Annotated in this window: 19 protein-coding genes; 11 read left to right on the top strand and 8 right to left on the bottom strand. The window is 52.8% G+C overall.

What is annotated here, in order from left to right; genetic code table 11:
- Positions 1-62: 62 nt before the first annotated feature.
- Positions 63-2,354 carry a hydratase gene (locus CJ260_RS01935; RefSeq protein WP_095628968.1) on the top strand — a complete coding sequence of 764 codons (2,292 nt, stop codon included), beginning with the start codon at positions 63-65 and terminating at the stop codon, positions 2,352-2,354.
- 434 nt (positions 2,355-2,788) lie between these two features.
- Here CJ260_RS01935 and CJ260_RS01930 read toward each other — a convergent pair whose 3' ends face one another.
- On the bottom strand, positions 2,789-3,952 hold the full coding sequence (locus CJ260_RS01930) for a twin-arginine translocation signal domain-containing protein (protein WP_095628967.1): 1,164 nt from the start codon (positions 3,950-3,952) through the stop codon (positions 2,789-2,791).
- A 189-nt stretch (positions 3,953-4,141) separates the two neighbouring features.
- Between CJ260_RS01930 and CJ260_RS01925 the strand changes: the two genes are divergently transcribed.
- A complete protein-coding gene (locus CJ260_RS01925; RefSeq protein WP_087477791.1) occupies positions 4,142-4,342 on the top strand; it encodes a twin-arginine translocase TatA/TatE family subunit in 201 nt (66 codons plus the stop codon).
- Between the two features lie 67 nt (positions 4,343-4,409).
- On the opposite strand, the gene CJ260_RS01920 is transcribed toward CJ260_RS01925, so the two are convergent.
- From CJ260_RS01920 to CJ260_RS01910, 3 genes are all read right to left on the bottom strand, one after another.
- Positions 4,410-5,603, bottom strand: a complete 1,194-nt coding sequence (locus CJ260_RS01920) for an MFS transporter (protein WP_095628966.1) — start codon at positions 5,601-5,603, stop codon at positions 4,410-4,412.
- Positions 5,604-5,662: 59 nt separating this feature from the next.
- Positions 5,663-6,082: a MarR family winged helix-turn-helix transcriptional regulator gene (locus CJ260_RS01915; RefSeq protein ID WP_095628965.1), complete on the bottom strand. Its 420-nt coding sequence runs from the start codon at positions 6,080-6,082 to the stop codon at positions 5,663-5,665.
- 94 nt (positions 6,083-6,176) lie between these two features.
- A complete protein-coding gene (locus CJ260_RS01910) occupies positions 6,177-7,019 on the bottom strand; it encodes an AraC family transcriptional regulator (RefSeq protein ID WP_095628964.1) in 843 nt (280 codons plus the stop codon).
- Positions 7,020-7,152: 133 nt separating this feature from the next.
- Between CJ260_RS01910 and dapF the strand changes: the two genes are divergently transcribed.
- Together dapF and CJ260_RS01900 are read left to right on the top strand one after the other, a co-directional pair.
- On the top strand, positions 7,153-7,989 hold the full coding sequence (gene dapF / locus CJ260_RS01905; RefSeq protein WP_095628963.1) for a diaminopimelate epimerase: 837 nt from the start codon (positions 7,153-7,155) through the stop codon (positions 7,987-7,989).
- A gap of 153 nt (positions 7,990-8,142) precedes the next feature.
- Entirely contained in the window at positions 8,143-8,937 is a 795-nt protein-coding gene (locus CJ260_RS01900) for a sugar phosphate isomerase/epimerase (protein WP_087477796.1), read from the top strand.
- A gap of 57 nt (positions 8,938-8,994) precedes the next feature.
- Here the strand turns inward: CJ260_RS01900 and CJ260_RS01895 are convergent, their stop codons facing one another.
- The gene (locus CJ260_RS01895; RefSeq protein WP_095628962.1) at positions 8,995-9,435 is read right to left on the bottom strand and encodes a DUF805 domain-containing protein; all 441 of its coding nucleotides are present in this window, start codon (positions 9,433-9,435) and stop codon (positions 8,995-8,997) included.
- 534 nt (positions 9,436-9,969) lie between these two features.
- Between CJ260_RS01895 and CJ260_RS01890 the strand changes: the two genes are divergently transcribed.
- From CJ260_RS01890 to CJ260_RS01870, 5 genes are all read left to right on the top strand, one after another.
- Positions 9,970-10,410 (top strand): Hsp20/alpha crystallin family protein, encoded by a 441-nt coding sequence (locus tag CJ260_RS01890; RefSeq protein WP_095628961.1) that lies wholly within the window; start codon positions 9,970-9,972, stop codon positions 10,408-10,410.
- Between the two features lie 64 nt (positions 10,411-10,474).
- Complete coding sequence (locus CJ260_RS01885) at positions 10,475-10,912, top strand: Hsp20 family protein (protein WP_095628960.1); 438 nt, start codon at positions 10,475-10,477, stop codon at positions 10,910-10,912.
- A 142-nt stretch (positions 10,913-11,054) separates the two neighbouring features.
- Positions 11,055-12,197, top strand: a complete 1,143-nt coding sequence (sfsA, locus tag CJ260_RS01880; protein ID WP_095628959.1) for a DNA/RNA nuclease SfsA — start codon at positions 11,055-11,057, stop codon at positions 12,195-12,197.
- Between the two features lie 108 nt (positions 12,198-12,305).
- Positions 12,306-12,896 carry a hydrolase gene (locus CJ260_RS01875; protein ID WP_087477801.1) on the top strand — a complete coding sequence of 197 codons (591 nt, stop codon included), beginning with the start codon at positions 12,306-12,308 and terminating at the stop codon, positions 12,894-12,896.
- 42 nt (positions 12,897-12,938) lie between these two features.
- Positions 12,939-13,355 carry an OmpH family outer membrane protein gene (locus CJ260_RS01870; RefSeq protein ID WP_087477802.1) on the top strand — a complete coding sequence of 139 codons (417 nt, stop codon included), beginning with the start codon at positions 12,939-12,941 and terminating at the stop codon, positions 13,353-13,355.
- Positions 13,356-13,511: 156 nt separating this feature from the next.
- On the opposite strand, the gene CJ260_RS01865 is transcribed toward CJ260_RS01870, so the two are convergent.
- The 3 genes from CJ260_RS01865 to CJ260_RS01860 form a co-directional block, all read right to left on the bottom strand.
- Positions 13,512-14,660, bottom strand: a complete 1,149-nt coding sequence (locus CJ260_RS01865; RefSeq protein WP_095628958.1) for an acyl-CoA dehydrogenase family protein — start codon at positions 14,658-14,660, stop codon at positions 13,512-13,514.
- A 99-nt stretch (positions 14,661-14,759) separates the two neighbouring features.
- A complete protein-coding gene (locus tag CJ260_RS12780) occupies positions 14,760-14,915 on the bottom strand; it encodes a hypothetical protein (RefSeq protein WP_158221354.1) in 156 nt (51 codons plus the stop codon).
- 215 nt (positions 14,916-15,130) lie between these two features.
- Positions 15,131-15,553: a MarR family winged helix-turn-helix transcriptional regulator gene (locus CJ260_RS01860; RefSeq protein WP_087477804.1), complete on the bottom strand. Its 423-nt coding sequence runs from the start codon at positions 15,551-15,553 to the stop codon at positions 15,131-15,133.
- Positions 15,554-15,799: 246 nt separating this feature from the next.
- On the opposite strand from CJ260_RS01860, the gene CJ260_RS01855 reads away from it, so the two are divergent.
- Positions 15,800-16,249: a GtrA family protein gene (locus CJ260_RS01855; RefSeq protein WP_087477805.1), complete on the top strand. Its 450-nt coding sequence runs from the start codon at positions 15,800-15,802 to the stop codon at positions 16,247-16,249.
- A 17-nt stretch (positions 16,250-16,266) separates the two neighbouring features.
- Complete coding sequence (locus CJ260_RS01850; protein WP_095628957.1) at positions 16,267-17,811, top strand: M20/M25/M40 family metallo-hydrolase; 1,545 nt, start codon at positions 16,267-16,269, stop codon at positions 17,809-17,811.
- Positions 17,812-17,813 lie beyond the last annotated feature (2 nt).

The raw sequence follows: 17,813 nt of genomic DNA, 5'->3' as shown, positions 1-17,813 counted from the left end.
TACATAAATTTCGACATGAGAAATGTAATGCAGCATCGCACAGATGAAGAGGGGGATTGGACATGATTCAATTATATGAAGGCGGCGCGTACTTAGTGCACGGCTCGGAGCTCGTGCCGGAACGGGAAGCGGCGCGGGTAGAACAGCTTACGGGCAAGGCTCCCGATAAGGACGAAGCCCGCAAGGGGACGATTGCCTACTCGATTTTGCAGGCTCATAATACGTCCGGATCGATGGACCATTTAAAGATAAAATTCGACGCCATGGCGTCCCACGATATTACCTTTGTCGGCATCATCCAGACGGCGAAGGCTTCGGGCATGGAAACGTTTCCGCTGCCCTACGTGCTGACGAACTGCCACAATTCGCTGTGCGCCGTCGGCGGCACGATCAACGAAGATGACCACGTGTTCGGATTGTCGGCGGCTAAGAAATACGGCGGCATCTTCGTACCGCCTCATATCGCCGTCATCCACCAGTACATGCGGGAAAAGATGGCCGGCTGCGGCAAGATGATCATCGGCTCGGACAGCCACACGCGGTACGGCGCCCTGGGTACGATGGCCGTCGGCGAAGGCGGCGGCGAGCTGGTCAAGCAGCTCCTGCGCGATACGTACGACGTCGCCTATCCGGGCGTCGTAGCCGTATACCTGACGGGCAAGCCCAGTCCGGCCGTCGGTCCTCACGACATCGCCATCGCCATCGTCGGCGCCGTCTTTAAGAACGGCTATGTAAAGAACAAGGTCATGGAATTCGTCGGTCCCGGCGTGGCGTCGATGAATACGGATTACCGCAACAGCGTCGACGTCATGACGACGGAAACGACGTGCCTGTCGTCAGTATGGCGCACCGACGACGATACGAAGGCCTACCTGACCCAGCACGGCCGGCCTCAGGATTACAAGGAACTTAATCCGGCCGACATGGCCTACTACGACGGCGTCATTTACGTCGATTTGAGCAAGATCAAGCCGATGATCGCCATGCCCGTGCATCCGAGCAACGCCTTTACCATCGACGAGCTCAACGCCAACCTGGCCGATATCCTTCACGAAACGGAAGAAAGCATCAACGGCCGCATGAGCAATCCCGACCTCCATTACAGCCTGACGGATAAGATAGTCGACGGCAAATTCCACGTCCAGCAGGGCGTCATTGCCGGCTGCGCCGGCGGCAACTACAGCAACGTCATGGCTGCCGCTCATATTTTGAAAAACGCTTCCTGCGGCGACGGCGTCTTTACCCTCGACGTCTACCCGTCGTCCCAGCCCGTGTACATGGATTTGGTCCGCAAGGGCGCCGTGGCCGACCTCCTGGCTGCCGGGGCGATATTCAAGACGGCCTTCTGCGGCCCCTGCTTCGGAGCAGGCGATACGCCGGCGAACAACGCCTTCAGCATCCGCCATACGACGCGCAACTTCCCGAACCGCGAAGGCTCGAAGCCGGGCAGCGGCCAGTTCTCTGCCGTAGCCCTCATGGACGCCCGTTCCATCGCGGCGACGGCGGCCAACGGCGGCGTCCTCACGTCGGCCGAAGGCTACATGGACGATTATGTAGAACAGCCCTACGACTACGACAACTCGTCCTACGCGTCGCGCGTATACCAGGGCTTCGGCCAGGCCGATGGCGAAGCGGCTCTCGTATACGGGCCGAACATCAAAGACTGGCCGGACATGGAAGCCCTGGCCGACAACATCCTGGTCAAGGTCTGCTCGAAGATCATGGATCCCGTGACGACGACAGACGAACTGATTCCGTCGGGCGAAACGTCGTCGTACCGCTCCAATCCGCTGGGACTGGCTGAATTCACCTTGTCCCGCCGCGACCCGGAATACGTCGGCAGGGCCAAGGCAGTCGACGAGGCAGAACGGGCCCGCATAGCCGGACAATGCCCGGCCTCCGTCGACAAGGAGCTGAAAGACGTCTTTGCCAAGCTGAAAGAGACATTTGCCGACGCCGATATGGCGGCGACGGAAATCGGCAGCATGATTTACTGCGTCAAGCCCGGCGATGGCTCGGCCCGCGAACAGGCGGCCAGCTGCCAGCGCGTCCTCGGCGGCCTGGCCAATATCTGCCGGGAATATGCGACGAAGCGCTACCGCTCCAACGTCATCAACTGGGGCATGCTGCCCTTCCAGATGAAGGACGACCCGTCCTTTGAAGTCGGCGATTACATCTATATCCCCAACGTCAAGGCAGCCCTCGACGGCGACATGAAGGACATCAAGGCCTACGTCGTCGGCAAAGAACTTCAGGAAATTTCCCTGTACATCGCGGACATGACCGACGCGGAAAAAGAAATCGTCAAAGCCGGCAGCCTCATCAATTTCAACCGCAATAGACAAAAGGCATAATTGGCGGAATATTCATTGACGGATACGCCAGATATTGATATACTGAATGTGGAAAATGGTATTACTAAAGAATTTCCATCAGCGCAGTAAAAAACGAAAATCCCCTAGTTGCAGCTAGGGGATTTTCTATTCCATTTCAGAGGCGGCTTAGACCTCAGGCTGACTACCGGTTACTCTCCATCCAGCCATCTACAAACATAGTGACATACTATGCCTGCCGCGAGGGAGATCATAAATGGTATTACCAATTCCATATCAGCGCACCTCCTTCCTTCTACCAGTATGGAGGCGGTAGCGCATGTATTATATCATGTCGTTATGAGATTGAAAAGCGGCGTATTTAGATAGGCTATGCTGTATAAGCATCATAAAGACAGCAGGCAGGGAACGGGATTCTCTGCCTGCTGTTTTTATATTTTACTATGCTGTATGTATTATTTTAAGACGACCTTGGCGACTTGTTCTGCTGCCAGCTTGTAGCCGTTTGGTTCTGCTTCGAGCATGTTGAGGTACATATAGGATAGCTGCGCGCCGACGTAGTTGCGGAAATGGTTGAAGGCTGCTCCTTCCAGGTCGGCCTGGCTCATGCCGTATTCCTGATAGGCGATTTTTTTTAGGAGCAGGACCGTCTTCTGAGCTGCCGGCGACGACAGTACCCAGTCGTGGTCGCCGAGGTGGACGATGTAGCCTTCCTGATGATGGGGATTGGGAATCGTCTGGCCGTCTTTGCCGACGAGGCCGTAGACGACGGGATCCTTGCCGGCGATGATGGCGGCGGCTTTCAGCCAGCCGGCGACGTCGGCTTCTTCTTTCTTAGATGTCGGCGCGCCGTGGGCGCAGGCCTGGGCGACGACTTCTTCTGCCGGAAAACCGCGGTAGATGACTTCTGCCAGCGCCAGGGCGTGGTGCGCTCCTTGACCGGCAATGGGATATTCCGTCAGAGACGAGCCGTCGGCGTTCCACTGGAAGACGAAGGGCTTGGAAATATCGTGCAGGGCCTGAGCGGCGATGGCGATATCCTTGTTGACGGAGTAGTAAAAGACTTCCTCATAGGTCCGGCAGATGTAATCCGTAATGTGCATGTTGCAGCTCGTATGGGTAGCCAGCCCGCCCGGATAGGGATGGTGGCTGCCGTAGCCGCTGCCGGGAGCCGTTTTAAATTTCTGCACGGCGCCGTTAAAGGGCGGCAGTATGTGCTTTTCGTCGATTTTCGACGTGTCGATTAAGTTCTGGGCGGCCAATGCGGCATAGAGGCGGCTGCGGGATGCGGCGGACGAATATTCCTGCATAAAGGTCGGCGTCGGGTCGTTGAGGAGACGGACGACGGCCTGGCGGAGGCTTCCGTTTTCAATCGTATTGGATAATCTCAGGATGTCGTCGAAGGATTTTTGTACCAGCGGCGAAGCGTTGGCGGCTGCGACGGCGTTTTTGGGAATGTCTTTAAATGCGACGGGCTTCAGCGTCCGCTTCGGATTGTCGAGTTCCCGGGCGAAGGAAAAGGACGGCATGGAAAACATGGCCGCTCCCAATGCGGCTCCGCCGGCGAGCTTTAAAAAGCTGCGGCGCGATACGGTATGTTCAGATGACGGCGTTGACATAGTGTGATTCCTCCTTAAAGGCCTTTTCAATTTACCGTTAGTATAGTTTCCTTTTGTATATATTTTGTGAACATACCGTAAAGGTATTGTATGGAATGAAGGGCCGGTGAAATTTTACAAAAAGAACAGGCCGATTTTACGAAAGGGCTATGAAACTTTGCTACAGTAAGACCAAAGGAGGCGCAGTCTATGTTAGGATTAGGTTTTCCGGAATTGGCGTTGATTTTAGTGATCGGACTGGTCGTATTCGGGCCGGGAAAGCTGCCGTCTGTCGGCGGCGCACTGGGCAAGAGCCTGCGGGAGTTTAAAACGGCCGTTCGCGATGGAGAAGAAACTAAGGAGCCGGCATCTGCCGATACGTTTCATGAGGCCAAGGCGGGCAATAAATAATATTGCCGTATAGGCGCAAATTCTTTATAACAACAATCCCTGTCGGCTGGCAGGGATTGTTTGTCATTTACTTGCTTGCAAGTTTTTGTTTTGCAGCGTTCTGGCCGTAAAGGACATAATACAGTACGGCGCAGCACGCCAGCAGCACGGCCAGCGCCGCGTACATGACGCAAAAACCGGCATAGGGGAGCAGCGCACCTAAAACCAGAGGGCCTGCGCCGACGCTGAGATCCATGAAGACGAAAAACGTCGACGTCGCCAGGCCCATGCGGCCGCGAGGGGCCAAGCCGATAATGATGGCTTGAGAACAGGACATATACGTCCCATATCCCAGCCCCATCAGCGCGGCGGCGCCCAGCAGCATCCAGCCGGACGTCGACAGGCTGATGAAGCACAGGCTCAGGGCAAAGAATATAAATGCCGGGTACATGACGAAATTCGCGCCGCGGCTGTCGAACCATCGTCCTGTAAAAGGCCGGGAGCATACGGTGAACAGGGCATAGACGAGGAAAAAATATTTGCTGCTGGCAAGGAGATCCGCTTCTTTGGCAAAGGACGCCATAAAACCTAATATGGCGGCGAACCCCAAGTTGACGAGGAGGGTGAGAAACGCGACGGGAAGAGCCGTCGGCTCTATGAAGTTTTGCAGGGACAGATAGGAGCGAGGCTGTTCGGAGACAGACGGCTCATGGTCCTCCGCCGGTACATGGAGCAGGACTGTCGCCGCGAAGGCCAGTATCAGGAGGGCGCTGCCGGCGACGAGGTTGTACAGGATGACGCCGTCGCTGTAAAAATACAAGCCGGCAAAGGGGCCGACAGCCGTTCCCAGCGTAACAAACATGGCATAGTAGCTCGTGCCTTCGCCGCGGCGGGCTGCCGGGACGAGGTGCGCCATGATCGTCCCCGTCGTAGATGACGACAGGCCGAAGCCGACGCCCTGGACGAAACGGGCTGCGTAGAGGAGATACAGGCTGTGGATTCCTATGTTCAGGAGAGAGGCTGCTAAAAAGAGGAACAGGCCGATATATAAGGAGCGTTTCAGGCCGATTCGTTCGATACATCCGCCCAGAAACAGGCGGGCAAATAAGGTTCCTAAGATAAAGATGCCGCAGGCCAATCCCGCTTCTGCCAGCGAAGCGTGAAGCGCCGTCGCCGCGCAGTCGGCTATAACGACCATCGTCATATAATACGATTGGTTTACGACGAAGCAAACGATGCAGTTCAGGATAAAATCTTTGGTCCAGATGGCCGAAGTATTCATGACGTGTTCTCCTTTTCTATTATTGTACAACTAGTTGTATATAGGAGCAAAAAACGACATCATACGTTGTCGTTTATTTTCAGGAGTAAGGAAAGGAGCTGGTCTTTTTCCTCTTCCGACAATCCCTTTAAAAGCTGGCATCCTACGTTTGTACCGAGATGCTTGAGGTCATCGCACGTCGTCCGGCCTTTTTCCGTGAGATACACTTGCTTGAAGCGGCCGTCTTCTTCCGAGACGACGACGTAGAGCAATTCTTTCCGCTTCATCCGTTCGACGAGATTCCGCGCCGCCTGATGGGTAATGCGCAGGTGCTCTTTTAAATCGATGATGGAACGGCCCGGGCAGTTGTCAAAATAAAGCAGCGCTTCTGATTGATTGGCCGTCAGATCGAAGGGGATCAAATCCTTGTCGCGGCCGTTGCTGATTTTATTGCCGATGCGCAGGATTTGGCGTTCGATGATGAAGTTTTTGTCTTTCATGAGGTATCCTTTCCCAATTATACAATGAGTTGTATAGTTTTATTTTATATACTTTTTTTAGTTTGTCAAATACCGGCGGCAGGGATAGGCGGCGTTATTCGAGGAAGAGCCGCGTCTGAGGCGGTATGCCCTTGGCCGGCGACGCGCCGTAATATTTTTTCCAGGCCCGGTAAAAGGTGGAATACTGCTTAAAGCCGCTGTCGTAGCATACCTCCGTCAGGGGGCGGTCCTGCTGCATGAGGGAGCGGGCCAGGAGGAGGCGTTTGATGGTAATGTATTGGCCCAGGGAATAGCCCGTCTCTTCCTTGAAGAGGTGCATGAGGTAGTCCGGGCTGATGCAGAGCTGTTCGGCCAAAACCGGTACGGACAGCTCGCCCCGCAGGTGCTCGTTGATGTAGGTCAGGAGGCGCTGTATCTTTTCGTTTTGCCGTCCCGTCTTGACGTAGCCGATGTGCCGCTCCTGAATAGATTGGGCCAAATAGATGAGAAACTCCAGAAACAGAGTTTCCTTCAACACGGCATGATGGGCGCAGGCTTCGGCGCAGCAGACCTGGCGGAGGCGGCACGACGCGCCGTAGAGGCTGCCCGCTTCCTGAGGCTGGCGCAGGATAGGCGACGCCGTCTGGAACAGGGCCGACAGGTCGCAGCCGCGCTGCCTGTAGGACTCAATGTACGCCGGCGAAATATAGGCGATGATGCGCTCATACGTATGGGTTCCGCCGACGACGGGGCGGTGCATCTGCCCGGCCGGCACGACGACGATGTCGTAGGGCTGGAGCCGGTACGATTTCCCTTCGATTTCATAGGTCACGTCTCCCTGAAAGAACAGCATGACCTTGTCGAATTCGTGATAATGGACGGGACAAGCCCAGTCTCTCTTGTCCGATACGTAAAACAGCTTCAGGGGCTCCGTCAGGTAGCCCGTTTTTTCATACACACGCGTCGCCTCCTATCGCTACAGCAGGATTTGCAATAAGTATAGCATGATTTTACTATACTTGCTATTTTCAGTTATTGTATAATAGCTATGGTAAGACGCATGATAGATTTCCTATAAGGAGGATATACAGATGAAATTCGTTAAAATGCATGGATTAGGAAACGATTTCGTATTTTTTGAAGATAAAGATGGCGCGAACAAGGATTTTTCCGAATTGGCCGTGAAACTGTGCGACCGCCATACGGGCGTCGGAGCCGACGGCATCATCGTCATCGTGCCCAGCGATAAGGCCGACGTGCGGATGCGCATTATCAATGCCGACGGCAGCGAAGCAGAAATGTGCGGCAACGGCATCCGCTGCTTCGCAAAATACGTCTACGACAACGGCATCATTACGAAGGACGAATTTTCCGTCGAAACCCTGGCCGGCATCATGAAGCCGAAGGTCACTGTCGGCGAAGACGGCAAGGTCAGCCTGGTTACCATCAATATGGGCAAGCCCTTTACGGACCGGGCCCAGATCCCCATGGAAGGGCCGGCCGGCCCCGTCGTCGACGAACCGATTGAAATCGACGGCAAGACCTATAAGATCACCAGCCTGCTCATGGGCGTGCCCCACACGATGACCTACGTCCGCGACGTAGACGCCGTTCCCCTTCATGAACTGGGGCCGAAGTTTGAAACGTACAAGGCCTTCCCGCGGAAGACCAACATGAACTTCGTCCAGGTCATCGACAACCATACGATCAAAGTCCATACGTGGGAACGGGGCGCCGGCGCGACCCTGGCCTGCGGCACCGGCTCCTGCGCCTGCGCCGTCGGTTCGTACCTCAACGGCTTTACGGGACGGAGCGTCGACGTGCAGCTGTACCTCGGCACGCTTCACATCGAATACAGCGAAGAAGACGGCAACGTATACATGACCGGCCCGGCTGCCGTGACCTTTACGGGTGAATGGCTGGGATAAAGGCCTCGCTGAACGAAATACAGGGAAAAACGCAGAAAGATGTGCAGTACAGGAAGGATATTCCTGATATTGCACATCTTTTTTACATAATACAGGCCGAAGCTTTACAATGACGTGGGTATAATAATACCGTACTAGTGAGGAGGAGACCTGATGAAACAGATTTTAATTTCGTCTACCTTGTTATGGAATCTTTCGCTGCGCGACATGTTCCGCCAGGTCTATGAACTCGGCTTGGGCGGCTTGGAAATGTGGGCTCAGCACTTTTACTGCCAGCAGTATGACGAAGGCGAATACCGGCGGCTGTCGCAGAAATATCCCCTGCATACCGTCGTTCACAGCTGCAGCTGGGATTTGAACCTGTCGTCCATGAACCAGGCCGTACGGCAGGCGTCTGTAGAGGAAGTCATCGCGTCGATGGAATTTGCCAAGCGCGTCGGAGCCAGGGAAGTGACGGTTCACCCCGGCCATATGACGATGCCCTGCTGGCGTCGGGAAAGCGCCCTGCTCATGCACGAGTCCCTGCAGAAAATCGCCGACGCGTCGTACCGGCTGAACATGCCCGTCTCGCTGGAAATCATGGAAAAGACGAAGAAGGAATTTGTAACTGATATAGAATCCATGAAGGAAGTTACAGGCGACCTCTTTTCTTTCTTCACCTATACCCTGGACATCGCTCACTGCGAAAGCCCTGACGAAGGGCTGGATATCCTGCGGCGCGTCGACACCGTGTCCAAGCTTCACATCAGCAACCGTATCGGCGGCTTATACCATACGCCCCTGTACGACGGGGATTTTGATTTCACAGAACTACTTCCTGCGCTGCGTTCTTACCATCTTCCCATGGTTTTGGAAGGCTATGACCCGCAGGGCGGTTTGGACGTATTTTACCGCAACGTCGAATTTTTGCAAGAACATCTCATGCAGCTTCAATGCCGCATTTCTTAATATATCTTCTTCCCTTTTTCAGGCCTTGCTCCGGCAAGGTCTTTTTATGTGTTTTGGTTATTCGTTCAGGATAGAAGAATAATAATCCTCCGGGCCGTACTGGTTGTCGCCGTCGGAAGGGCGGAGGAGCCAGATAAACAAGACGAGGCCGCCGAGGAGGGGAATCAGGCTGATGAGCTGCCACCAGCCCGATTTGCCGATGTCGTGGAGGCGGCGGGCGTTTAAGGCGGCCGATACAAAAAATACGGTCAGGCCGGTGACGAGGTACAGGACGAGAAAGGCGTCGGCCAGGACGGCCCCGTTCAGAGCCGTGCGGGAAACGCCGGCGATGAAGAACAGAAAGATCGCGTAGAGTATGCTGAAGACGGCGTAGTAACTCAGCCACAGTGCAGCGACGCCAAGCCAGAACTCCTTGCGGGACGAGCGGCCGGAAAAGGAAAACTTCCGTTTCCAGAGAATTACAGCGGCGTCTTTTAAAGTTATCTTGTATATGGTCATGAATAGGCCTCCCTTGGTATGCCAGAACGGCGGGCATAATACTGGATTATTTATATCGCTTATTATACTGGATAAGAGAGAATAATACTATAGATATGATAAAATAATATAATTAATGCATAAATTTATTTTATTTAAAAAGACTATATCTTAGGATTGCAGAAGGCAGACGGCGTCAATTTCCTTTTATCGGCGTCATTGTATTGCTGTGTTTTCACCGTAATGCAGAGCTATTACGGCCTGATAACACGCTGTGACCATACAAAGAACGGCTTAGGAACGCCCTTTACGGGCGAGTCAGGTCCGTCGCGTTACGCGTAACGTCTTATATTATCTATCTAGTTCTTAGTTTATATAGACGTGACGTGATGTGTTTTATAAAAAAAGTCAAAAAGTCAAAATAAAGTGTTGACAAGGGAGGAAAACGGGTATATAGTATAGCTGTAATCGGAAAGAGGTTACAGACAGACATATAAAAGTCAAAAGAGCAATCAAGTAATTGCATCTCATTAGGTATTTTAGAAAGAAGGGTTTATGATGAGAAGCTTATTCCCGATTGTAACAAATAACGATTTAGTATTTCCTGATAATTTTGTAAATCATTTCTTCGGCGATTTTATGAAGCCGTTCGACAGTTCCTACAGCGTTCCGAAAGTCGACGTAGAAGACAAAGAAAACGAATACGTCTTGACGACGGATTTGCCGGGCATGGCCAAGGAAGATATCAAGCTGACCTATGATAAGGATATCCTGACCATTTCGGCCCGCCATGAAGAAAAGAAAGATGAAAAAGACGAAAAGAAAAACTATATCCGCAAAGAACGGACGAGTCAGTCCTTCTGCCGCCAGTTCCAGGTCAGCGGCGTTCAGAAAGACCATATTCAGGCATCCTTTGCCAACGGCGTGCTGACCGTCACCTTGCCGAAGGAAACGGCTAAGCAGGTCGAAGCGGCCAAGACGATTGAAATTCAGTAATATATCATGTGTTTTACAACCCCGTGACTCTATCCAACGAGGCTTACGAAAGAAGGTTTTTATTATGAAAAGCTTATTCCCGATTGTAACGAACAGCGACGCAGTATTTCCGACGAACTTTGCCGACCGCTTCTTCAGCGATTTCATGAAACCTTTCGAAGGCTCGTACAACATTCCGAGAGTCGATATTGAAGACAAGGGCAACGAATACGTCTTGACGACGGATCTGCCCGGCGTCGCCAAAGAAGACATTTCCCTGACTTATGACGACGACGTGCTGACCTTGTCGGCCCGTCATGAAGAAGCGAAGGACGAACAAGACGACCAGAAGAACTACATCTATAAAGAACGGTCGAGCAGCTCCTTCTGCCGCAGCTTCCCTGTCAGCGGCATTCGGAAGGACGGCATCCAGGCCTCCTTTGTTGACGGCGTATTGACTGTCACCTTGCCGAAGGAAACGCCGCAGCCGGCCGAATCGGTTCATACGATCGACATTCAGTAATCCATTTCCCATTCCTATAGAAGCATAACTCATATCCCCCTTTTGACATCCGTCAGATTTTCTCCGCTGAAAGTCTGGCGGATTTTTTGTGGTATAATATAACAATGCAAAGGTTATTTTTTATAGTAAAGGTATAGAGAATATGAAATTTACGCAGGACATTCAAATCGGGTATTTCGTGAAGCGGCCGAACCGCTTTATCGCCTATGTAGAAATCAACGGAACCGTAGAGGTCTGCCATATGCCCAATCCCGGACGCATGTGGGAGCTGCTGTTTCCCGGCGCCGCCGTATACGTGCGCCATGTCGGCAAGACGGAACGCAAGACGGCGTACGACGTCGTCGGAATCGAACGGGACGGCGTGCCTATCTTGCTGGATACGCAGTACAACAACGACATCGCGGCCAAGCTCATCCAGGAGCACCGCATTCCCGGCTGGGAAGAGTGGAGCCTGCTGCGGCGGGAAGTGACCGTAGGCGACAGCCGTTTCGATCTGCTTCTTCACAAGGGGAAGGAGCTGTTTTATTTAGAGGTCAAGTCGTGCACCTTGTTTGGAAAATCGGGAGCTATGTTTCCCGATGCCGTGACGGAACGGGGCCGGAAGCATATTGCAGAATTAGCGGCCATGCACGACGACGGCTATCATACGGGCGTGCTGTTCCTCGTCCATTGGGACCGGGCCCGCTGGTTCCTGCCCGATTACCATACGGATACGGACTTTGCCGCCACGTTTATGGAATGCGCGCCGAAGCTGGACTGGAAGGCCTTTTCCCTGCGGTGGACGGCGGAGTTTTCCCAGCCGGAGCCGGTCCGGCTCTTGTCGTACCCCGAAGAGGTGCTGCGGCGGGAAAATCACGACTGCGGCGATTATATGCTCGTCATGCACCTGCCTGAAGGGCGGGACATCGAGGTCGGCGCGAAGGGAGAGATTTCCTTTCCCCAGGGATACTACGTATACGTCGGCTCGGCTAAAAAGAATCTGGCGTCACGCCTGGCCCGCCATACGAGGAAGCGCAAGAAAATGCATTGGCATATCGACTACCTGCGCCGATACGCCGACGTGGCGGCCGTCCTGCCCGTCCGAACAGCCGACGACCTGGAGCACAAGCTGGCCGCGGCCGTCGGGGCGATTTCCCATTGGCAGATACAGGACTTCGGCTGCACCGACTGCAGTTGTCCGTCTCATTTGTTCGGCTTTCACGACAATCCCATCCACCGCCGCGATTTCATGCAGCTCGTCGAGGACTTCCGCATGAACCGCCTGGAGTCCCTAATAGGGCGGTAAAGGCCGTTTTTAAATTCTTTGTGACAATTCTGTTGCGAATATATCCCCTCAAAATATATTTATGGTATAATAAGGATGTTATTTAAAAACGAAGGAGGGTATTCGTTCATGGACAGACAAGAAGCGCTGCAGCTGCTGCGCAAATATAACGGCGAGCCGTTTCATATTATGCATGCCCTGACGGTGGAAGGCGTCATGCGCTGGTATGCCAGGGAACTCGGCTACGGCGACGAAGAAGATTTTTGGGGCTTAGTCGGCTTGCTGCACGATATCGACTTTGAAAAATATCCCGAGCAGCACTGCAAAAAAGCGCCGGAGCTCTTGAAGGAAATCGACGCCGACGACAGATTCATCCACGCCGTCGTATGTCACGGCGGATGCGGCCTGTGCGTAGACGACGTGCCGGAGCATGAAATGGAAAAGGTATTGTTCGCGTCCGACGAATTGACCGGCCTCATTTGGGCCGCCGCCAAGATGCGGCCGTCTAAGAGTACCCAGGACATGGAAGTCAAGAGCCTGAAGAAAAAATTCAAGGACAAGAGCTTCGCTGCCGGCTGCTCCCGCGACGTCATCAAGATGGGCGCGGAACTGCTGGGATGGGAGCTTCCCGATTTATTTGAAAAGACGATTTTAGCTATGCGCTCCTGCGAGGACTCGGTGCGCAGCGAATGCTTCGCGCTGACCGGCGTAAGAGAATAATAAAACAATAATTATACAATGAGTTATGAGGAGGAATGAATCATGAAAAAAGCAATTGCGACGGCCCTTATGGCCGCTATGATGACAGTAGGTACAGTAGGCGCGTCCTTCGCTGCCGGCTTGGGCACCATCGACATGGCAGCCCTGCTGCAGAAGCATCCGAACTACCCGAAGGCTATGGCTCAGTGGCGCAGTGACGTAGAAAAAGCCCAGAAGGATTTCCAAGATCAGGTAAAGAAAGAAAAAGACCCGAAAGCTCAGCAGGAATTGGCGCAGAAATTCAACGTTCAGCTGAACAAACAGCGTATCGAGCTGTTCACGCCGCTGGAAAAGGATATTCTGGAAAAGACAAAGGCTGTTAAGCAGGAAAAAGGCTTGGATTACGTCGTATTGAACGGTTCCGTCGTAGACGGTCAGGGTCAGGACATTACGAACGACGTCGCCGCCAAGTTGAAATAAGCATACAGGCAAGACAATCGGCTGAAGCGTTTTCAGCCGATTTTTTTTGTCGTGCTGCGCTACAAAAGCATGCAAAATGCGGCAATCCGGCAGAGGGAAGAATCTGCCGGATTGCCGCGTGTCATAATGTTAGATGGAGAGTTTATGGATTATCAATTATTTACGACGGAACAAGCCTCCGGAAATGACCAGTTTCTGGATTTCGTTTGTACCTTCGTAAATTTGGGTGATTTTTGCGTCGCGCATCATGCGTTCTACATGATATTCGTGCATGTAGCCGTTGCCGCCGAGCATCTGTACGCATTCCGTCGTGACCTTCATGGCGACGTCGGTGCAGGTGAGTTTTGCTACGGCTGCGGCTGTCGTGAAGGGTTTGCCTTCTTCTTTCAGGAAGGCCGCCTTGTAGAGGACGAGCTTGGCCTTTTCGATGTCGGCGTAGAGCTCGGCCATTTTGAATGCCAGGTACTGCTGCTTGAACAGGGGCTTGCCGAACTGTTCCCGTTCCTGGAGGTATTTGACGGCGATGTCGAAGGCTCCTTCGGCGATGCCGAGAGCCTGGGCGCCGACGCCGATGCGGCCGCCGTCGAGGGTTTTCATGGCCAGTTTAAAACCTTCGCCTGGTTTAGCGATCATGCGGTCTGCCGATACGCGGACGTTGGAGAGGACCATTTCAGAAACCTGGGCGGAACGGATGCCCATCTTATTTTCTACCTTGCCGACATGGAAGCCTTCCATGCCCTTTTCGACGACGAAGGCGCACATGCTCTTCGTGCCGACAGACGGGTCGGTTAGGGCGTAGATGACGGTGTAGTCAGCCAGGGGGCCGTTGGTATTGAAAATCTTCGTGCCGTTGAGGATGTAGTCATCGCCGTCCTTCGTGGCAATGGTCTTCTGTCCTGCCGCGTCGGAACCGGCCGATGCTTCGGTGAGGCCGAAGGAGCCGATGGCCTTGCCGCTGGCGATAGGAGAGAGGAAGCGTTTTTTCTGTTCGTCCGTAGCGGAGGAATACATGACGCTGCCGCCGTATAAGGACGTATTGACGGAAAAACCGATACCGAAGGAGGAATCGACTTTAGAAACTTCTTCGACGGCTAAGATATACGGGAGGTAGCCTACGTCTGTGCCGCCGAATTCTTTCGGATAGCAGAGGCCGAACATTCCCATGGCGCCGAATTCCTTAAAGGCTTCTACGGGGAATACCTGCTGTTCATCCCGTTCGAGTACGCCGGGAGCTAAGCGCTGGGCCGTAAATTCGCGAACCTGATCGACGATTTGCTGCTGTTGTTCTGTCAAATTGAAATTCATAGTGCGTCCACTCCTTCTGGTAACGGTAATATATTTAAAATTAAAATATAAGCGGATTTGTTATGTCCCTGGTTCGGGAGCTTTTACTGCGGAGATTTTTTAGATGACGACATTTTGGTTGGCCAAGATGCCGTTGAGGAATTTTTCATACTCCGTTTCTTTGCTTACTTTTGTGTTGACAGGAGTCAGGCTCTTAGAAGTAAATTTGCGGATGAGTTTGCATGTGTTTTTTTGTTCAAACGAAAACTTTGTCATAATGGAGTCACTCCTTTGGTAGATGAATTAAATTATACTTTGCAGAAATAATTCGTAATAAGAATTATTATGGTCACATAATATCACAGGAAAAACAGAAGGTCAAGAAATTTGACTAAATTGCATAGAAAATAATTTGTAATACGAAATATTAATAATAAAAAATACCGCTATCCATGAATCGTCCATGAGATAACGGTATTCGATATGACGTGTTACATGTCGTGCTGGTGGATGATGCGTTTGATATAGCCGATAAATTCCTCTCGTTCCTGCGGCGAAAAATCACGAAGGACCAAATCGTTCAGTTCGTCTATCGTTTTCATCACCGGCTCTTTTAAAGCCATGCCTTCCTTTGTCGCCTTGACTGTAATGCTGCGGCGGTTATTGGGATTGAGGACGCGGTCGATGAGGCCGCGCTTCTGCATCCGGTCCAATACGCCGGAAATCGTAGAGTTTTCTACGCGGAGGATCGTAGCGATTTCCTTCGGCGACAAGGTTTCATCCTTCCAAAGACAGGCCAATACTCCGTATTGCCCCGGAGTGATGCCGTATTTGGACAAACTTTCGGAAAAGGTGAGAAATACTTCATGCTGGGCTACAGTAAGTAGAAAATTAATGCAGTTCACATACTCCACGGTGACGCTTCCTTTCTGTGTTTTATTTCGTATTCCTAACTAATGTATAGTTTACCATATTTTATGCTTCCTTACTATAACAAATGGGGAATTTGTGAAAAAATTATCAGACTATAAAGGGCTGAGTAAAAAATTATCCCCATTTGCTGTCGGGCCTGTAAATTTGTAGCATTTCTTTCCAAGATGACGTATAATTAGGACAACATACATCTTGCCGCGGTAAAGGAGATTGTAAGCGGATATACTATGAGACAAAAAAAGATTTTTGGATTCGATTATACCGACAACGAGTACGTGAAGCTGTTCATGTACTTGCTCGTCGGCGGTTCGGCGGCCTTGTTTGAATGGGCTATGTTTTACGTGCTGTTTCAGACGCTGAGGGGACTGAGCGTATTTGCCTATCAGACGCAGGCTGTCCTGACGGCGACGGCGACGGCCTTCGCCTTGTCTACTTTATATCATTATATATTATGCAACCGCTTCGTCTTTGACAGCGGCAGCCGCTACAAGAAAGGGGCGGAAATTTCCCTGGTGTTCTTGGTCAGCGCCATTGGACTGGGATGGAACCTGCTGCTCATGTGGCTGTTTACATCGCCGTCTCTCCTGGGGCTGCCTCCCATGGTTTCCAAAATCATGGCCAGCGCCATTGTAACGGTGTGGAACTACGTATCGCGCAAGAAGTGGATATTTTCATAAAAAAGGGGCGAGGGATTATGGAACGAAACGAACGAGTCATGGAACTGCTGCGGCAGATGATCGCTATCGACAGCGAGACCGATACGGACAAGGAACGGGATATGGAACGATACCTGCAGAAAACCCTGTCGGAGATGGAACACGTGACGAGCGGCATGATTCACATTCCCGACGACGTGCACGACCGCTCCGTCGTGTACGGCTTTGTGCAGGGACGCAAAAAGGACACGGTGATCTTCTTAAATCATCACGACGTCGTCGGCGTAGACCCGTACGGCATCCTGCGCGACGAGGCCTTTTCTCCCGACGTGCTGCTGGATGATTTGCTGAAATACGAGACGAACGAAGAGGTCCTTTGCGATTTGCAGAGCGGCCAATGGCTCGTCGGCCGCGGCTCCTGCGACATGAAGGGCGGCGCGGCGGCCCAGCTGGCCGTCTTTGAAGCCTATGCGGCTCATCCGGGCGACGCCAGCTTGCTGTACATTTCCCTGCCTGACGAGGAATCCTATTCGGCGGGGATGCGGGCCGCCGTCACGGTCCTGAAGGAGCTGCGCGCGTCTTACGGCTTGACGTACCGGGTACTGGTCAACAGCGAGCCGAATGAAATGGCCGACGGCAAGCTCGTGTCGTATACGGGTTCCGTAGGCAAGCTCCTGCCCGTCGTCGTCGTACAGGGGAAATCGGTCCATATTGGAAATTACCAGCAAGGCGTCAATCCCATCGGCGTCATGTCCCAGATCATCGCCGAAACGGAGGGCGACATGTCCCTGGCCGATTCGTGGGGCGAAGAATCGACGCCGCCGCCGGCGTGGATTTACCTCCGCGACCGCAAGGAGCATTACGACGTGTCGCTGCCTCAGCGGGCTGCAGCCTGCGCTAATTTCATGACCTACCAGAAGACGCCGGAAGATGTTATGTACCTGCTGATGAACGCGGCCCGCCACGCCGTGGAAAAGATGCTGAGCCGCGTCGATTCTGCTCAGTCTATGGAAGTCATCAGCGGGGCGGAGCTGCTCAAGCGGGCCTCGGTCTATCCGGGCTTCGACGTATTCTATGAGACCGTCAAGAACAACTGCTTTGTGGCCCTGCAGAAGGGGGAAAGCACCTACGCCCAGGAAACGATACGCCTTATCGAAGAAACTATCAATTTTACGGGCATGACGGAGCCCCTCGTAGTCATCGCCTTCGTGCCGCCTTATTATCCGGCGGCGGACAGCACCATGCTGCAGGACGAACGGTTCGACGGCTTGCTGCGGGAAATCGGCGGGATGACGGATATTACCTTCAAGCACTATTTCAACGGCATATCGGACTGCAGCTACTGCTGCGTCGCCCCCGATTTGAACGAATATATACTGGAAGACAACCTGCTCCTGTGGGGCAAGGCCTACAGCTTCGACTTCTCGGCCATGGCGGAAATGCAGATTCCCTTCATCCTCCTGGGACCGTGGGGAAAAGATCTGCACGAACGGACGGAACGCGTCCACATCGGCAGCGTGTCGAAGGAACTGCCGGCGATTTTGGATGCCATCGTGGAATACGTAGGAAAAACGGCGGAATAAAG

This window comes from Megasphaera sp. ASD88 (genome assembly GCF_002287425.1).
GTDB classification, from domain to species: Bacteria; Bacillota; Negativicutes; order Veillonellales; family Megasphaeraceae; genus Megasphaera; species Megasphaera stantonii.
This window is presented reverse-complemented; position numbering and strand designations above follow the sequence as displayed.

Coding starts and splice junctions, on each gene's coding strand:
- CJ260_RS01935 (WP_095628968.1), top strand. CDS start 63: ATGATTCAATTATATGAAGGCGGCGCGTACTTAGTGCACGGCTCGGAG.
- CJ260_RS01930 (WP_095628967.1), bottom strand. CDS start 3,952: ATGTCAACGCCGTCATCTGAACATACCGTATCGCGCCGCAGCTTTTTA.
- CJ260_RS01925 (WP_087477791.1), top strand. CDS start 4,142: ATGTTAGGATTAGGTTTTCCGGAATTGGCGTTGATTTTAGTGATCGGA.
- CJ260_RS01920 (WP_095628966.1), bottom strand. CDS start 5,603: ATGAATACTTCGGCCATCTGGACCAAAGATTTTATCCTGAACTGCATC.
- CJ260_RS01915 (WP_095628965.1), bottom strand. CDS start 6,082: ATGAAAGACAAAAACTTCATCATCGAACGCCAAATCCTGCGCATCGGC.
- dapF (WP_095628963.1), top strand. CDS start 7,153: ATGAAATTCGTTAAAATGCATGGATTAGGAAACGATTTCGTATTTTTT.
- CJ260_RS01900 (WP_087477796.1), top strand. CDS start 8,143: ATGAAACAGATTTTAATTTCGTCTACCTTGTTATGGAATCTTTCGCTG.
- CJ260_RS01895 (WP_095628962.1), bottom strand. CDS start 9,435: ATGACCATATACAAGATAACTTTAAAAGACGCCGCTGTAATTCTCTGG.
- CJ260_RS01890 (WP_095628961.1), top strand. CDS start 9,970: ATGATGAGAAGCTTATTCCCGATTGTAACAAATAACGATTTAGTATTT.
- CJ260_RS01885 (WP_095628960.1), top strand. CDS start 10,475: ATGAAAAGCTTATTCCCGATTGTAACGAACAGCGACGCAGTATTTCCG.
- sfsA (WP_095628959.1), top strand. CDS start 11,055: ATGAAATTTACGCAGGACATTCAAATCGGGTATTTCGTGAAGCGGCCG.
- CJ260_RS01875 (WP_087477801.1), top strand. CDS start 12,306: ATGGACAGACAAGAAGCGCTGCAGCTGCTGCGCAAATATAACGGCGAG.
- CJ260_RS01870 (WP_087477802.1), top strand. CDS start 12,939: ATGAAAAAAGCAATTGCGACGGCCCTTATGGCCGCTATGATGACAGTA.
- CJ260_RS01865 (WP_095628958.1), bottom strand. CDS start 14,660: ATGAATTTCAATTTGACAGAACAACAGCAGCAAATCGTCGATCAGGTT.
- CJ260_RS12780 (WP_158221354.1), bottom strand. CDS start 14,915: ATGACAAAGTTTTCGTTTGAACAAAAAAACACATGCAAACTCATCCGC.
- CJ260_RS01855 (WP_087477805.1), top strand. CDS start 15,800: ATGAGACAAAAAAAGATTTTTGGATTCGATTATACCGACAACGAGTAC.
- CJ260_RS01850 (WP_095628957.1), top strand. CDS start 16,267: ATGGAACGAAACGAACGAGTCATGGAACTGCTGCGGCAGATGATCGCT.